The sequence below is a fragment of the Hymenobacter sp. HD11105 genome (assembly GCF_054051685.1).
In genome coordinates, this window is the sequence record NZ_JBSWBR010000003.1 from 596,077 (window position 1) to 610,586 (window position 14,510).

18 protein-coding genes are annotated in these 14,510 nt (G+C 54.9%); 10 read left to right on the top strand and 8 right to left on the bottom strand.

Going from position 1 to position 14,510, the window contains the following annotated elements; all coding sequences use genetic code 11:
- Nucleotides 1-7: 7 nt before the first annotated feature.
- Nucleotides 8-388 carry a hypothetical protein gene (locus tag ACW9KT_RS13060; RefSeq protein ID WP_457081051.1) on the bottom strand — a complete coding sequence of 127 codons (381 nt, stop codon included), beginning with the start codon at nucleotides 386-388 and terminating at the stop codon, nucleotides 8-10.
- On the opposite strand from ACW9KT_RS13060, the gene ACW9KT_RS13065 reads away from it, so the two are divergent.
- Entirely contained in the window at nucleotides 387-533 is a 147-nt protein-coding gene (locus tag ACW9KT_RS13065; RefSeq protein WP_457081053.1) for a hypothetical protein, read from the top strand. The two genes, ACW9KT_RS13060 and ACW9KT_RS13065, sit on opposite strands and share 2 nt — an antisense overlap.
- A gap of 86 nt (nucleotides 534-619) precedes the next feature.
- Here ACW9KT_RS13065 and ACW9KT_RS13070 read toward each other — a convergent pair whose 3' ends face one another.
- Both ACW9KT_RS13070 and ACW9KT_RS13075 read right to left on the bottom strand, forming a co-directional pair.
- Nucleotides 620-892 carry a hypothetical protein gene (locus ACW9KT_RS13070; RefSeq protein ID WP_457081055.1) on the bottom strand — a complete coding sequence of 91 codons (273 nt, stop codon included), beginning with the start codon at nucleotides 890-892 and terminating at the stop codon, nucleotides 620-622.
- A 58-nt stretch (nucleotides 893-950) separates the two neighbouring features.
- Entirely contained in the window at nucleotides 951-1,424 is a 474-nt protein-coding gene (locus tag ACW9KT_RS13075; RefSeq protein ID WP_457081057.1) for a LexA family protein, read from the bottom strand.
- A gap of 269 nt (nucleotides 1,425-1,693) precedes the next feature.
- On the opposite strand from ACW9KT_RS13075, the gene ACW9KT_RS13080 reads away from it, so the two are divergent.
- From ACW9KT_RS13080 to ACW9KT_RS13095, 4 genes are all read left to right on the top strand, one after another.
- Complete coding sequence (locus tag ACW9KT_RS13080) at nucleotides 1,694-1,909, top strand: hypothetical protein (protein WP_457081059.1); 216 nt, start codon at nucleotides 1,694-1,696, stop codon at nucleotides 1,907-1,909.
- Between the two features lie 147 nt (nucleotides 1,910-2,056).
- Nucleotides 2,057-2,467, top strand: a complete 411-nt coding sequence (locus tag ACW9KT_RS13085; protein ID WP_457081061.1) for a hypothetical protein — start codon at nucleotides 2,057-2,059, stop codon at nucleotides 2,465-2,467.
- Between the two features lie 127 nt (nucleotides 2,468-2,594).
- On the top strand, nucleotides 2,595-2,954 hold the full coding sequence (locus ACW9KT_RS13090; RefSeq protein WP_457081063.1) for a cupin domain-containing protein: 360 nt from the start codon (nucleotides 2,595-2,597) through the stop codon (nucleotides 2,952-2,954).
- Between the two features lies 1 nt (nucleotide 2,955).
- On the top strand, nucleotides 2,956-3,438 hold the full coding sequence (locus ACW9KT_RS13095) for a RidA family protein (protein WP_457081065.1): 483 nt from the start codon (nucleotides 2,956-2,958) through the stop codon (nucleotides 3,436-3,438).
- A 90-nt stretch (nucleotides 3,439-3,528) separates the two neighbouring features.
- Here ACW9KT_RS13095 and ACW9KT_RS13100 read toward each other — a convergent pair whose 3' ends face one another.
- Nucleotides 3,529-5,823, bottom strand: a complete 2,295-nt coding sequence (locus ACW9KT_RS13100) for an aconitate hydratase (RefSeq protein ID WP_457081067.1) — start codon at nucleotides 5,821-5,823, stop codon at nucleotides 3,529-3,531.
- 169 nt (nucleotides 5,824-5,992) lie between these two features.
- Here ACW9KT_RS13100 and ACW9KT_RS13105 point away from each other — a divergent pair, with 169 nt between their 5' ends.
- Entirely contained in the window at nucleotides 5,993-7,285 is a 1,293-nt protein-coding gene (locus ACW9KT_RS13105) for a peroxiredoxin family protein (protein ID WP_457081069.1), read from the top strand.
- 117 nt (nucleotides 7,286-7,402) lie between these two features.
- Here ACW9KT_RS13105 and ACW9KT_RS13110 read toward each other — a convergent pair whose 3' ends face one another.
- On the bottom strand, nucleotides 7,403-7,951 hold the full coding sequence (locus tag ACW9KT_RS13110) for a GNAT family N-acetyltransferase (RefSeq protein ID WP_457081071.1): 549 nt from the start codon (nucleotides 7,949-7,951) through the stop codon (nucleotides 7,403-7,405).
- Between the two features lie 75 nt (nucleotides 7,952-8,026).
- Nucleotides 8,027-9,409: a cytochrome P450 gene (locus ACW9KT_RS13115; RefSeq protein WP_457081073.1), complete on the bottom strand. Its 1,383-nt coding sequence runs from the start codon at nucleotides 9,407-9,409 to the stop codon at nucleotides 8,027-8,029.
- Nucleotides 9,410-9,642: 233 nt separating this feature from the next.
- Here ACW9KT_RS13115 and ACW9KT_RS13120 point away from each other — a divergent pair, with 233 nt between their 5' ends.
- Nucleotides 9,643-9,954, top strand: a complete 312-nt coding sequence (locus ACW9KT_RS13120) for a hypothetical protein (protein WP_457081075.1) — start codon at nucleotides 9,643-9,645, stop codon at nucleotides 9,952-9,954.
- A 119-nt stretch (nucleotides 9,955-10,073) separates the two neighbouring features.
- Nucleotides 10,074-10,724, top strand: a complete 651-nt coding sequence (locus ACW9KT_RS13125) for an HAD family hydrolase (RefSeq protein ID WP_457081077.1) — start codon at nucleotides 10,074-10,076, stop codon at nucleotides 10,722-10,724.
- 27 nt (nucleotides 10,725-10,751) lie between these two features.
- Here the strand turns inward: ACW9KT_RS13125 and ACW9KT_RS13130 are convergent, their stop codons facing one another.
- Nucleotides 10,752-11,732 carry a polyprenyl synthetase family protein gene (locus ACW9KT_RS13130; RefSeq protein ID WP_457081079.1) on the bottom strand — a complete coding sequence of 327 codons (981 nt, stop codon included), beginning with the start codon at nucleotides 11,730-11,732 and terminating at the stop codon, nucleotides 10,752-10,754.
- 133 nt (nucleotides 11,733-11,865) lie between these two features.
- Between ACW9KT_RS13130 and ACW9KT_RS13135 the strand changes: the two genes are divergently transcribed.
- Both ACW9KT_RS13135 and folK read left to right on the top strand, forming a co-directional pair.
- On the top strand, nucleotides 11,866-12,765 hold the full coding sequence (locus ACW9KT_RS13135; RefSeq protein WP_457081081.1) for an alpha/beta hydrolase family protein: 900 nt from the start codon (nucleotides 11,866-11,868) through the stop codon (nucleotides 12,763-12,765).
- Between the two features lie 19 nt (nucleotides 12,766-12,784).
- The gene (folK, locus tag ACW9KT_RS13140; protein ID WP_457081083.1) at nucleotides 12,785-13,288 is read left to right on the top strand and encodes a 2-amino-4-hydroxy-6-hydroxymethyldihydropteridine diphosphokinase; all 504 of its coding nucleotides are present in this window, start codon (nucleotides 12,785-12,787) and stop codon (nucleotides 13,286-13,288) included.
- Nucleotides 13,289-13,418: 130 nt separating this feature from the next.
- Here folK and fabD read toward each other — a convergent pair whose 3' ends face one another.
- Nucleotides 13,419-14,303, bottom strand: a complete 885-nt coding sequence (gene fabD / locus ACW9KT_RS13145) for an ACP S-malonyltransferase (RefSeq protein WP_457081085.1) — start codon at nucleotides 14,301-14,303, stop codon at nucleotides 13,419-13,421.
- Between the last annotated feature and the right edge of the window lie 207 nt (nucleotides 14,304-14,510).

Consider the following 14,510-nt stretch of genomic DNA (forward strand, 5'->3'; position numbering starts at 1 on the left):
GTGGTGCTCAAGGCTCTACTACTTCAACTACCGCTGCTAGTGGTAGCAAAAACACAGGAGCAGCCAGATCTACCAGCGGCAGCTCGACCAGTGGCAGCACAACCACCGGCCGTTCTACAAGCGGCACTTCGACTAGCGGCCGTTCTACAAGCGGCACTTCGACTAGCGGCAGTTCTACTTCTGGTTCTGGCTCGACAAGCGGTACGATGCGCAGCACTAGCGGTAGCACAACTAGCGGCACCCGCAGCACCAGTGGCAGCTCTACTAGCGGTTCGACCAGTGGCTCAATGCGGAGCACCAGCGGCTCCACAAGCGGTTCAACCACCGGCTCCACAGGTGGGTCAACCAGTGGCACCCGCACAACCTCGGGCTCAACTAGCGGTGGCATGACTTCAGGCTCGACGAGCGGCAGCACAACTAGCGGTGGCTCAACTAGTGGCAGCTCTACTAGCGGCACCACGTCGGGTTCTACTTCCGGCTCTACATCGGGTGGCGGCGGCTCTACTAGCGGCTCTACTACGGGTGGACGCTAAAACTTGGTAACTGGCCATATCACAAAAAAGCCCCCCAGAAATAGTCTGGGGGGCTTTTTTGTGAGTTTGTAGCATGTATGAGCTAGCTACGGGTGAGGCCGCCGAGCCAGATAGTTGGCCGATTCGCGCTGAACTAACGCTTGAAAGGCTTCTATGTCGCCAGACTGTAGCTTTTCGCCTGATGTTTTCTCATAGGTGCTCTGAATTTTCTTAGCCAATGAAGCTGTCTTCTTCTCCAAGCTCTCTGGCTGGATATTTTCTTCATCGAGAATGCGGTGCAGTTCCTCTTGCGGAATGAGAGGCAGCCCACCGGGGGCAATCCACTGCGTGCTACCGTCTGAGTTTTGGATATGTGGCATAGGAATACGAGATAAAGTGTTCAGCGCTTTCTACGCAATACCAAACGCTTGCGTTAGCCTACGTACGCGGGGGCAGCGGCCGCAGCAGTGCCGACCTCCTCGTAACCAAGGAATGAATTACGTGTGTAACCACTCCCCACACGTCTAGGCGGGCATCGGCTAGTAGCTCAATGGCTGGATAAAGCTCATTCTCAGCTTCTAACCAAATACGTGTACCTTTGTACCGCAGTCGTTTCAACGTGTGTTCACCATCCACTACTGCCACCACAATGTGGCCATCAGTGGGCGTCAGGGCGCGGTCGACGGCAATAAGGTCGCCGGGATAGATTCCGGCTCCCACCATAGAGTCGCCCGTGACGCGGGCCAGGAACGTAGCGGCAGGATTGGTAAACAAATGACGGGTTAAGTCGAGGGCCGCTTCTTGGTGGTCATCGGCGGGCGCAGGAAAGCCAGCAGGCACCGGGCAGGCATAAAACGGCAACTCCAGGTTCAGGCTTTCAAGCGGGAAATCATATATCAGGACAGCACTCATCAGCTAGGGGGCGGCATGTGCCAACCCAGGCTGCTATTTACTAATTATTTTAGTAAATAGTTTTGTTTAGTTGTTCAAAAGTTTTCTTAAACAATCTGTTTATGTATAGACTTGAATACAACTCTACAGTTTGATTACTGGATTTAAGCACTCGACTGCTGAATATTTCAGCTTTCATTTCAATAAGAAATTAAACTAATATTTTTAGTTTAATACAGAAATTCGTATCTTTGATTATGTCGAAAGTAAAGCTCCCTACTCCGCTTCCCGTGCAACAATACGCCCGTTGCGTGGATGACAGCCGTCGCCCCGCCGACTATATCGGCGACTGGCCCACTGCTCAACAGGTGTATCCGGTGCGTGTGCTTCCTAATGCACGTACTCGGCAGCCTCAGTTTCATGTACTCGGCTTTTACGCCGAGCGGCCCTACGGCGCATTTGCCCCCCACCGCTTCGAAATGGTGGCGCAAGTTTGGCTGAACTAACCTTTCAAGCGTTTACCTCTTACCTCAGCTTTCTGGCTGTTTCCGTCCTGCGGAAGCAGCCTTTTTATTTCCGCCTTTGCGCACCGCTGTTTCACACTGTTCACACAAAGCGCTACAGGCGATATATTTGGGTGTAATTTGCTACTTATGGAACAGCCCAATGACCAGGTTTACAGCATTCCGGCCCCTTACCGCCGCATGGAAAACATGCACATTCTTTTTTGGCTCCTCAAAGACATCGGTTGGTGTATATTCTGGCGACCACTAGGGCTGAGCATGATACTTCCAACGCTCACCATTGCCTTGATTATTACTTGGCGTACGCGCACCATCAAAGCTGAACTAGCGCATAACCTAGCTATCCTGTTCTGGATTACGGCCAACTCGTACTGGATGATCAGCGAGTTTTTCAACTTTGAAGCCGTGCGGGTGTGGGGCAGCGTCACGGGTAAGCATCTGGCGCTAATTCCCTTCTTGCTAGGCCTGTTCACGCTGCTCTATTACTACTTGGTGCAAAAGCCTCGCGAGGTACGCCTGGAGCCGGCAGCAGCTGCGTAAGAGTTTCCGCCCCGACGCGCCCTTCCGAGCCCAATGAACCTACAAAAAAGGGTCATTGGTATGTAATTCCCTGCTTAAGCTGCCTCCTTTCATCCGCACTACATCCAGCATCAAACCCCTTCTTTTTATGGAACCAATCAACTTGTCCCAAAAATTCGCACAGTTTAACGACCACTGGAATCCGCGCATTATCGGGGAGCTGAATGACCAGCATATCAAGATTGCCAAGGTGCAGGGCGAGTTCATTTGGCACAGCCATGCAAATGAAGACGAACTATTTATTGTGGTACAGGGCACGCTTATCATGGATTTCCGGGACAAAACCGTTGAGCTACGACCCGGCGAGCTACTAGTAGTACCCAAAGGTGTAGAACACCGCCCGCGTACGGAGGGAGAAACCTGGATCATGATGATTGAGCCGAAAACCACGCTCAACACCGGCAATGTAGAGAACGAGCGAACCCGCAAGGAGCTAGAAGTATTGTAACATGCGGAAATTACTCTTCGCTTTCCTTTGCTGCCTAGCAAACTTACTTACAACTGAGGCCCTAGCCCAAGCAGCTAAGCCTAAGCCACAGAAAGAATTTATCAACCCCGAGGGCCTTCCTAAATCGTCGGGCTACACGCAGGTAGTGACGGTGCGTGGGGGCCGGACCGTATATATTTCCGGGCAAGTAGCTTTTAATGCCAAAGGTGAGCTAGTAGGCGCGAGCGACTTGCGGGCCCAACTCGTGCAGGTATTTCAAAACCTTAAAACAGCCTTGGCAGCGGCTGGTGCCACTACTGCCGACGTCGTGAAGCTGAACTACTATGTGGTAGGCTACAAACCCAGTCAGATTGTGCTGATTCGGGAAGTGCGTGACCAGTTCTTCCCTTCCCAAAATCGCCCTGCCAGCACCTTAGCGGGCGTAGATGCATTGTTTCAGGATGGCATTTTGGTCGAAGTAGAAGCAATAGCAGTTACAGACTAGGCAACCATCAACTTCACGGCTAATCGATAAACACAAAACGGCCGCTCCCTTTACAGGAAGCGGCCGTTGCACTGATGATTAAGCTACCTTTTACTTCTGCGACAACTCAGCTGCACCAGATTCTTTCAAACGAATCAGGTTGAGTGCTGAGCCAGCCTTGAACCACTCAATCTGACCCTGATTATAGGTGTGGTTCAGGTTGATCAGGTCCGTGTCGCCGTCGGCGTGATGCAGACGGGCTTGGATCTGGCTGCCGGGGGCAAAGTTGGTCAGACCGATGATGTCGATAGTGTCGTTCTCCTCGATCAGATCGTAGTCGGCTTTGTTGGCGAAGGTGAGGGCCAGCATGCCCTGCTTTTTCAAGTTGGTTTCGTGAATACGAGCAAACGACTTCACGATAACCGCCCGAACGCCCAAGTGACGGGGCTCCATAGCAGCGTGCTCACGCGAAGAGCCCTCACCGTAGTTCTCATCACCTACGACTACCGACCCGATACCCATAGACTTGTAGGTACGAGCTACCTGAGGCACAGTGTTGTAAGGAGTGCCTTGGGTGACATGGTCCTTCACTGAGTTAGCCTCGCCATTGAATGCATTGATAGCACCAATGAGCATGTTGTTGGAGATATTGTCTAAGTGGCCGCGGTATTTCAACCACGGACCGGCCATTGAGATATGGTCAGTGGTGCACTTGCCTTGAGCTTTGATGAGTAGGCGCAACCCTTTCAGGTCGGTGCCTTCCCATGGCTTGAAGGGCTCCAACAACTCCAAACGCTCAGACTCCGGATCCACGATTACCTGCACGCCCAAGCCGTTTTCGGCAGGAGCCTGATAGCCGGCATCCTCCACAGCGTAGCCCTGGGGGGGCATTTCTACGCCGCGAGGCTCATCAAGCTTCACTTGCTGACCATTTTTGGTTGGAAGAGTGTCAGTGAGGGGGTTAAAGGTCAAGTCGCCGGCAATGGCGAAGGCCGTCACGATTTCGGGCGAGGCCACAAAGGCGTGAGTGTTCGGGTTACCGTCGTTGCGCTTGGCGAAGTTGCGGTTGAAGCTCGTGATGATAGAGTTCTTGCGCTTGGGATCGTCGGAGTGACGGGCCCACTGCCCGATGCAAGGACCGCAAGCGTTGGCCAATACCACACCACCCATTTGGGCGAAGGTGTCGAGCAGACCATCGCGCTCTACGGTGTAGCGCACCAGCTCCGAGCCGGGCGTTACGGTGAACTCAGCGTTTACCGTTAGGCCCTTCTGCACAGCTTGGCTAGCGATGGAGGCCGCGCGGGTAATGTCTTCGTAGGAAGAGTTGGTGCACGAACCAATCAAGCCTACTTCCAGCTTAGCGGGCCAGCCATTCTCGCGAACAGCAGCAGCAAACTGCGAAATTGGCCAAGCAGCGTCCGGCGTGAACGGACCGTTCACGTGGGGCTCCAGCTCGGAAAGGTTGATTTCGATGAGTTGGTCGTAGAACTCGGCGGGGTTCTGATATACTTCGTCGTCGGCGCGCAGGTGAGCACGTACGCCGTCGGCTAGGTCGGCAATCTCCGCGCGCTCGGTGCCACGCAGATACTCGGCCATTTTCTCGTCGTAGTTGAACACCGACGTGGTGGCGCCAATTTCAGCACCCATGTTGCAAATGGTAGCCTTACCAGTTGCCGACATGTTTTCGGCACCTTCGCCGAAATATTCAACAATAGCACCGGTACCACCTTTTACGGTCAGGATACCGGCTACTTTCAGGATTACGTCTTTGGGAGCCGTCCAGCCGCTGAGCTTGCCAGTTAGCTTTACGCCAATCACTTTCGGGAACTTCAACTCCCAAGCCATGCCAGCCATCACGTCTACGGCATCGGCACCGCCTACACCAATGGCTATCATGCCCAGACCGCCAGCATTCGGCGTGTGGGAGTCGGTGCCGATCATCATACCGCCGGGGAAGGCGTAGTTTTCGAGCACAACTTGGTGAATGATACCGGCGCCGGGCTTCCAGAAGCCGATACCGTATTTATTGGAAACAGAAGCTAGGAAATCGTATACCTCACGGTTCTCTTCGTTGGCATCAGCCAAGTCGGAGTTGGCGCCTACGCGGGCCTGAATGAGGTGGTCGCAGTGCACGGTGCTGGGCACAGCGGTTTTGTCTTTGCCAGCCTGCATAAACTGAAGCAAGGCCATCTGAGCAGTGGCATCTTGCATGGCCACGCGGTCGGGCAAAAAATCTACGTAGGAAGTGCCGCGCTGGTAAACCTGCGAAGTATTGCCTTCATAGAGGTGAGTGTAGAGAATTTTCTCGGTTAGAGTAAGCGGACGGCCAACGGCGGTACGGGCGGCTTCGATGCGCTCGCCCATTCCAGCGTACACGGCCTGAATCATTTCTAAGTCAAACGCCATAGTCGGGAGGGAAAAAGGGTAAAGTGGTAGGCTTCTTAGAAGCAGTACGCAAATATAGGAGACCCGCGTTGCGGTGCCTACATTTTATCTTTGTGAGCCTACGTTGATAAAACCAAAATTTGCCCCCCACAGTTTCCCTCTCAATTTCCTCCGTCTTCTCCCCCTCTTGATGACTGCTTCTTCCGTTTTTCGCTCTTTCCTGGTGAGTGCTGCTTTGGCTACGGGCCTGGTGGCTTGTCAGTCCAACTCATCGTCTGAAAATACTACTGCTGTGCAAAACGAATCTAGCGCTGATTCTGCCCTCAAACCCGGCACCTGGCGCGGTGTACTCTCGACCCAAGGCCAGGAAATCCCATTTTTGTTTGATGTAGAAACCGTGGGGGGCAAATCGGTGGTGTACCTGCGCAACGGTGAGGAGCGCCTGAAGCTCGACGAAATAACCATGGCCGGCGACTCGACGACGATTACGCTGGGTGTGTTTGATGCTGCGCTGGTGGTGCGGCCCGACGGGGCGGATAAGCTTAAAGGCGCTTGGGTGAAGTACGATGCACCGGAACCATACCGCGTACCATTTGTAGCTACGCTTGGGGGGCGAAAGTTATTTCCCGCCGTATCTGCATCGTCACAGTCATTCGACGGAACTTGGAGCGTTACCTTCAAAGATGATGAAGGCAAAACCTACCCGGCTGTTGGGGTATTCAAGCAGAACGGCAGCGACGTGACGGGCACCTTCCTGACCACCACTGGTGATTATCGGTATCTAGACGGGCAAGTAGACGGCAATACGCTGAAGCTTTCCACCTTCGATGGCAATCACGGCTACCTGTTTACCGCCACGCGCAATAGCGACACGAATACCATTATCAACGGTGACTTCTACAGTGGCAAAAGCGGCCACGAAACCTGGACGGCCCGACTGGACGCCAATGCTAAGCTCCCTGATGCCAACTCGCTCACCTTCCTGAAGCCCGGCGAGAAAAAGCTCGACTTCAAGTTTCCCAACGTTTATGAAGGTGGCTCCATCTCCCCTTCCGACCCCAAGTACAAAGGCAAAGTCGTGGTAGTACAGCTGCTCGGCTCGTGGTGCCCCAACTGCATGGACGAGACCAACTTCCTGGCTCCTTGGTACGAGAAAAACAAAAGCCGCGGCGTAGAAATAATTGGCCTTGGCTTTGAGCGCAGCCCCGATCAGAAGAAAGCCGCTGAGCGCCTCATCAAGATGAAAGAGCGCCTCAACGTAGGCTACGACCTAGCCGTGGCCGGCATTGCCGACAAAGACGCCGCTGGCAAGGCCCTGCCCCAAATCAATAAAGTACTAGCCTTCCCCACCACCATCATCCTCGACAAAAAAGGCGACGTGCGTAAGATTCACACCGGCTTTTCGGGCCCCGGTACGGGCAAGTATTACGAGGAATTTGTGGCCGATTTCAACCAGACGATTGATCAGCTAGTGAAAGAGTAATCTCGGCCGCGTTCCAACAACAAAAGCCCGTTTCCTGATCAGGAAACGGGCTTTTGTTGTTTTTTGAGTACATCGTTCGGAATACACAGAGAAATTACTTGCGGCTGCCTGAGCCGGTTATCGGGCGCGCTCCAGCAGTACAATAGGCGCATTGTGATAAACAGCGCGGCTGAATTCGTGAAAACCGAACTTGCGCGCCAAGGATAATGAGGCCACATTTTCGGGGTCGATGATGCAGGTGAGGCGGGCGGTGGGAAAGCGCGGCTCAACCCAAGCCAAGGCGGCCTGTACGGCTTGGGAGGCGTAGCCCCGACCATGTAGACTGGGGTCCAGGACCCAGCCGGCTTCTAAGGTGCCTTTTAGGGAGGGCGTTAAGTCGCGCTGAAAATCAAAAAAACCCACTGAGCCGATGTAGCGACCAGTCGTTTTTTCCTCAATGGCCCAACTCCCGTACCCGAACATTGCCCAGTGCCCCAATTGGCCTAGCATTCGCCGCCACACGTCTTCCTCCGAGTGCGGTTTGCCCCCCAAGAAGCGGTAGAAATCGGGGTGCTGGTGCAGGGCCGCTGCCGCTGGCAAGTCGTTAGGCTGTGGGCCGCGTAGCAGCAGGTCGGGCGTTTCGAGTGGGGGCACCAGCGGAGCGGGCGCATCACGTAAGGTTAGCATAGCCAGTGGGCAGAGTTTGTTATGATGGTTGGCAGGTGAATATAGAGTTGAAACTAACCGTGAAGACTGCTACGCCTAACGCCGCCGGAAGCGTACCTTAATTTCCTGGCGCGGACGCAGCGTTATGAGCGGCATCAGGTCAATAGGCGGCTGCTCCACCCATTCTACCTCGAAGCGGCGCAGCATTTCCAGCAGCACCAGCTGCATTTCGGTGAGGGCAAACTGATTGCCAATGCACAAGCGCGGGCCGCCGCCAAAAGGTATGTAGGCGTAAGGTGGCTGTTGGCGAAGCTGGTCCGGGGCAAAGCGCTCGGGGCGGAAGGCTTCAGGCGCATCCCAGAGCTTGACGGAGTGATGAATACCGTAGAGGTATCCGGAAAGCAGCGTGCCTTTGGGCAGCGGCAGACCGTTGTAGCTGTCATCTTCCTGCGCTACGCGGTCCAAAATCCAAGCGGGCGGGTACAGGCGCATAGTTTCCTGAATGACTTGCAGGGAATAACCCAAGCCGGGCAAATCGGCGAAGGTGGCGGGCCGGTCGCCGAGCACCTGGGTCATTTCGGTGCGCAGCTTGGCCACTACTTCCGGGTGCTGGGCCAGCAAATACCACATCCACGACAAGGCATTGGCGGAAGTTTCGTGGCCGGCGACCAGCAGAATGGAGGCTTCGTCAAGTACTTGCTCCTCGGTCATGGGCTCTCCATTGTCTTCGTAGCGGGCATCGAGCAGCATTTGCAACAGGTCATCGGGGGCGAGGCCGCAGGCTTGCTGCCGCTGCCGGATGTAGCCACGCACGATGTCGCGCAGCTCGGCCGCCAGCTGGTCGTGGTGGCGAAATTGTCCCCTAGCGTGTTGCCACGGCCGCAAATACGGCTGGCGAATAGTGCGCACATAAAAGGCCTGAATAGCGGTCAGCAGCTCGGCCATACGCAGGAGCTGCGGCTCGGCCAAACTGGTGCTAAATACCGAGCGGGCGATAATGCGAAATGCTGTGGTAGTCATCAGCTCGTGCACCTTCACCTCCGCAGAGCCGCCCTGCTGAGTTAGCTGGTGTTCCAGTGGTTGCAAGCAGTCGTTTATTTCGACCTGCATCAGGGTTACGAGGCTAGCAATGCGCTGCCGATGAAAGCCGGGCTGAATCAGGCGGCGCTGCTGTAGCCAGTAGCTGCCCTCGCTGGTAAGTAGGCCGTGACCGAGGTAGCGCGCCACGCCGTGCGACAACTCCGACTTAGGGTAATTGCGGTGATTCTTCTGCAGAATATGCTGCACCAAGCCCGGGTCGCGGGTGAGCACCGTGCGCCGAATGCCCCCTAGATACACCACGATCGTGTCGCCGTAGCTGTCGAGGTAGTTATTGAGCACCGGAATCGGGTTGGCCGCCAGCATAACGGAGTTGCGCAACGTCAGCCAGCGGGGCACTACGGGCAAGGACAAGGGAGCGGAAGGAAGAGTAGCAGGCATACAAAAGCGGAGTAAACTGTCCTCAACATACAACCAACTTATCTTTTATGCTTGCTCAAAATCGGATTATAGCTCCTCCTAGTTGAGCTACTGGAATAGAATTGTTGGGGGGCTTTTTTGCGAAGAGCAACACAAAAAGCTGTGCCCTGCGTACACCTTCTCAACGGTGCCCACCGCGTGGGCCTTACCGTTGCCGCTCCCCAGTATTCTCCAAAACCAAACACTTTCTCCCTATGTGGATTCAGCAAAAACAAGGCTCCCCCGCTCCTCTCGATGAATTACAAGGCCGCACCGTAGGCCTGAAGTTCGAGTGCAACCACTGCAACACCGAAGTTTTCACTGACCTGATCGGTGTGCCCGCCCCCGACTTGCTGGCCAACTCCATGGAAGACGACGGCCAGTTCGAAACCGAGGAAATCAAGTGCCCCGGCTGCGACATGGTTCACTCCCTCACTGTCCGCAGCACCTTCGAAGGCGTGCAGTTCGATGTATCGGAGGTGAAGCCCGACAGCGTAAGTTATCAAGTAGCCCAGCCCGAAGCGTAATACACTACTGTATAATGATTTAACAAGCCTGATAGCTGCTTAGAAGAGCAGCTGTCAGGCTTGCTGTTTGAAGGCCGAATGTGCCTACACAGATTTTTTCTAGTTATCAGAATCCCTTTATGAAAGCTTTTATTTTCGATTTGAACGGCACGATGATCCATGACATGGAGTATCACACCCGCGCTTGGCAATCTTTATTAAATAACGACTTGGGGGGCAATTTTACTTGGGACGAGGTCAAAACCCAGATGTACGGCAAGAACCAGGAGCTACTGGTGCGCGTGTTCGGCCCCGGTAAATTTACGGAGGCTGAGATGGGAAACTTATCTGTAGAAAAAGAGAAGCGCTACCAACAAGAATATCGGCCACATCTGCAGCTGCTGCCCGGCCTCATGGAATTTTTGGAAGAAGCCCACCAACGCCAGATTCCAATGGCTATCGGCTCGGCCGCTATTATGTTCAATATCGATTTTGTGCTGGATAACCTGAATATCCGCCACTACTTCTCCGCCATCGTCAGCGCCGACGACGTAACGCAGAGCAAACCTCACCCCGAAACCTTCCTAAAAGCCGCCGAACAGTTGGGCGCCACGCCTACCGATTGCTTGGTGTTCGAAGACGTGCCTAAGGGCGTGGAAGCTGCTCGCAACGCGGGCATGCAAACCGTGGTGCTCACTACCACGCACCAAGAAGCTGAGTTCGACGCTCTGGACAATGTGCTCCACTTCGCTGCCGACTTCCGCGACCCATTCATGAAAAACCTGTTGTAAGAAAATGCCACCCGCTAGCAAGCAAGCCTATTTCTCGCGCTCAATCGTGTAATTGATCAGCTGCTCCAGCGAATCTCGGGAGGGCGAATCGGGGAAAGTGCGCAGGATGGTTAGGGCTTCGTCGCGGTAGCGCTCCATCACGCTAATGGCGTAGTCGAGGCCACCGGTTTTCTTCACAAACTCAATAACAGACTGAACCCGGTCTTTGCGACCATCGTTGTTTTTCACGTTGAAAATGACGCGGCGCTTGGTCAGCCAATCAACCTGCTGCAAGGAATAAATCAGCGGCAACGTCATCTTCTTCTCCTTGATATCAATACCTACGGGCTTACCGATTTCGGCAGTACCAAAATCAAATAAGTCGTCTTTGATTTGGAAGGCCATGCCCACTTTCTCCCCAAAAAGCCGGGCGCGCTCGATGGTCAGCTTGTCGGCGCCGGCCGAGGCAGCACCCACGGCGCAGCAGGAAGCAATAAGCGAGGCCGTTTTCTGGCGAATGATATCGAAGTACACATCCTCGGTGATGTCGAGGCGGCGTGCTTTCTCAATTTGCAGCAGCTCGCCTTCGCTCAGCTCTCGCACCGCGTTATTCACGATTTTTAGCAGGTCGAAGTCATCGTGCTCCAGCGCTAGTTGTAGGCCCCGCGAGAGTAGATAGTCACCCACGAGCACCGCTATCTTGTTTTTCCAGAGCGCATTGATGGAAAAGAATCCACGCCGGTAGTTGCTCTCGTCCACCACGTCGTCGTGCACGAGGGTGGCTGTATGAAGCAATTCAATGAGGGCGGCGCCGCGAAACGTCGCTTCGGGCAGCGGGTCGCCGCCGCTGATTTTGGCCGTAAAGAACACGAACATCGGGCGCAGCTGCTTGCCTTTGCGCTTGATGATGTAGCCCATGATTTTGTCGAGCAGCAGCACCTTTGTCTGCATCGAAGCCCGGAATTTGCGTTCAAATTCCTCCATTTCGGCCGCTATCGGGGCCTGTATCACGTCGAGCGTTCCTTTCATGCGGGGCATTGGGCGCTGCAATGATACGCGGCAGCAGGCCGGTTTCCTAACCGGGCTTGCCCCACTCTGTTCTAGCGCTTTGTAGGCTTTGGGTCTGTTTTGACCGTATGAGGGCAAATTTCGTAGCTTACTTTTGCCTTCAACCTTACTCGGTCTCAAAATGCCCCCCAGCCTCACCCCCACCGCCGTTGAGTTTCTGTTAAACTGTGCCCGCCATTCTAGGCCCTTCGCCGCCGATGCCCGTTTTCTCGCCGATGGTCGCCCTAAGCCCGTCGCGGTATTTGTGCACGGCTTTAAGGGCTTTAAAGACTGGGGTCACTTCAACGTGCTAGCCGACTATTTTGCCCGTCAAGGCTTTGTCTTTATCAAGCTCGACCTCTCGCACAACGGCATCGTGCCCGGCGGCACCGGCGACTTGGAAGACATGGAAGCCTTTGGCAACAACAACTTCACCCTGGAACTAGACGACTTAGGCACCTTGCTCGATGGCCTATTTTGGCCCAGCAACACCTCTATTCCGCCCGCCGAAATGGATTTGAATCGCTTGTTTCTGATTGGCCACAGCCGGGGTGGTGGGTTGGCTATGCTCAAGGCGGCCGAAGACCCACGGATTCGGGCAGTGGCCGCTTGGGCCCCTATCAGCGATATCGACCAGCGCTGGTCGCCGGAGGTGATGCAGCGCTGGCAAGAGGAAGGTGTGCAGTACATTGATAACACCCGCACTGGCCAACGGATGCCGCTTTATTATCAGTTGGTGGAAGATTTCCAGGCCAATAAAGACCGCCTAGACATCCCGACAAATGTGCGCGAAAAGCTGCGTCAGCCCCTACTTATCCTGCACGGCGACGAGGATGAAACCCTGCCCGTAAGCATGGCCCACGACCTAAAAAGCTGGAAACCTGATGCAGAGCTGGTGATTCTGCCCGGCGCGGGCCATATGTTTGGTGGCAAGCACCCTTGGGAAGACGAACAGCTGCCCACACTGGCCCAGGAAGTAGCCGACCGTACCATCACCTTCTTTCAGGCCATTTAGTAGCTTAAGCGCCCGCTTCTTGACTTATCACACTGCTTTTCTGCTGCTCGGCAGCAACCTCGGCGACCGGGCCGCTACTTTATGCACTGCCGTGCAGCAGCTCGGCGAGCTAGCGGGTACCATCGTTGCCACATCGGCGCTATACGAAACGGCTCCTTGGGGCATAGCTGAGCAGCCAGCTTTTCTGAATAAGGCGGTGCAGGTCAGCACAAATTTGCCCCCCGAAGCGCTACTAGAGGTCTGTTTGCAGGTGGAGCAGTTAGCCGGCCGCGAGCGGCGCGTGCGCTGGGATGCGCGCACGCTGGATGTGGACATTCTACTTTACGACGCGCTCACGCTCGATTCGCCTCGGCTCGTGGTGCCACACCCACGCCTGCCGGAGCGCCGCTTTGCCTTAGTGCCGCTAGCCGAAATTGCGGCTCATGTAGTGCATCCAATCCTTGGCAAAACGGTAGCCGAACTGCTGGTAGCTTGCCCTGATGATTTAGCAGTGAATCAATGGGTGGCAGCACCAAATAACTAGAATGAAAACCACCAATTTAGACCCATATTAATCAAGCAGACCGTCATGCAGACTAGAGCCAGATGCTCCGCTCTGCATGACAGTCTAAGATTATATGCAGCCTAATACGCTTTAGCAAGCGCATTGCTCGCTAAACAGCCGAGCTAGAGGCAGCCTGGGGGGCAATTTTCTTTACTAAGCCTTGCAACACCTTACCGGGTCCGCACTCTACAAACTCGGTGGCGCCATCGGACGCCATGCGCTGTACGAGCTGAGTCCAGCGAACGGGAGCCGTAAGCTGGCGCACGAGGTTTTCGCGAATTTCGTCGGGGTCGCTGTGGGGAGCGGCGTCTACGTTCTGGTATACGGGGCAGATACCGGCCGCGAAAGGCGTAGTCTCAATGGCACGGGCCAGCGCGGCCTCCGCCGATTGCATCAGCGGAGAATGAAATGCTCCCCCCACGCTCAAGGGCAATGCACGCTTAGCGCCGGCGGCTTTTAGTTGTTCGCAAGCAGTTGTGATACCCTGTTGGCTACCAGAAATAACAAGTTGGCCGGGGCAGTTGAAGTTAGCCGCCACCACTATATCACCAGCCTGACTTATCTCTTGACATATGCGCACCACAATGTCGTCGTCGAGGCCTAGAATTGCGGCCATCGTGCCGGGCTGCTCCTCGCAGGCCGCTTGCATGGCTTGGGCTCGTTGCGCAACCAGCTGGAGCGCATCTTCAAACCTGAGCACCTTTGCTGCCACCAACGCCGAAAACTCGCCTAATGAGTGACCAGCTACCATAGCCGGCACCAACTCGGGCAGGCTAGCGGCCAAAGCTACCGAGTGCAAAAAAATGGCCGGCTGCGTAACGTTGGTTTGACGCAAGTCTTCGTCGGAGCCGGAGAACATGATATCGGTGAGGCGAAAGCCGAGGATGTCGTTGGCTTGGTCGAACAGTTGGCGGGCGGTGGGTTGCTGCTCGTAAAGGTCGCGGCCCATGCCGCTGAACTGACTGCCTTGACCAGGAAAAAGAACTGCTTTCATAAATGGCGGGGATAAATGGGGTGGGCGAATGTTCGGGGTTTTAGCGGTAGAATGCTTTTGCGGGGAATTTTTAGCCGACGTAAAAGTCGCGCAAGCTGCACAAATTGAATGGTAAGCCCAAAATTTGCCCCCCAGCTTATGCTCATACTATGGAAGTGGCCGCAAGAGAAAAGGCGAGCCAAGTGGCTCGCCTTTTCTCTTGTTGCA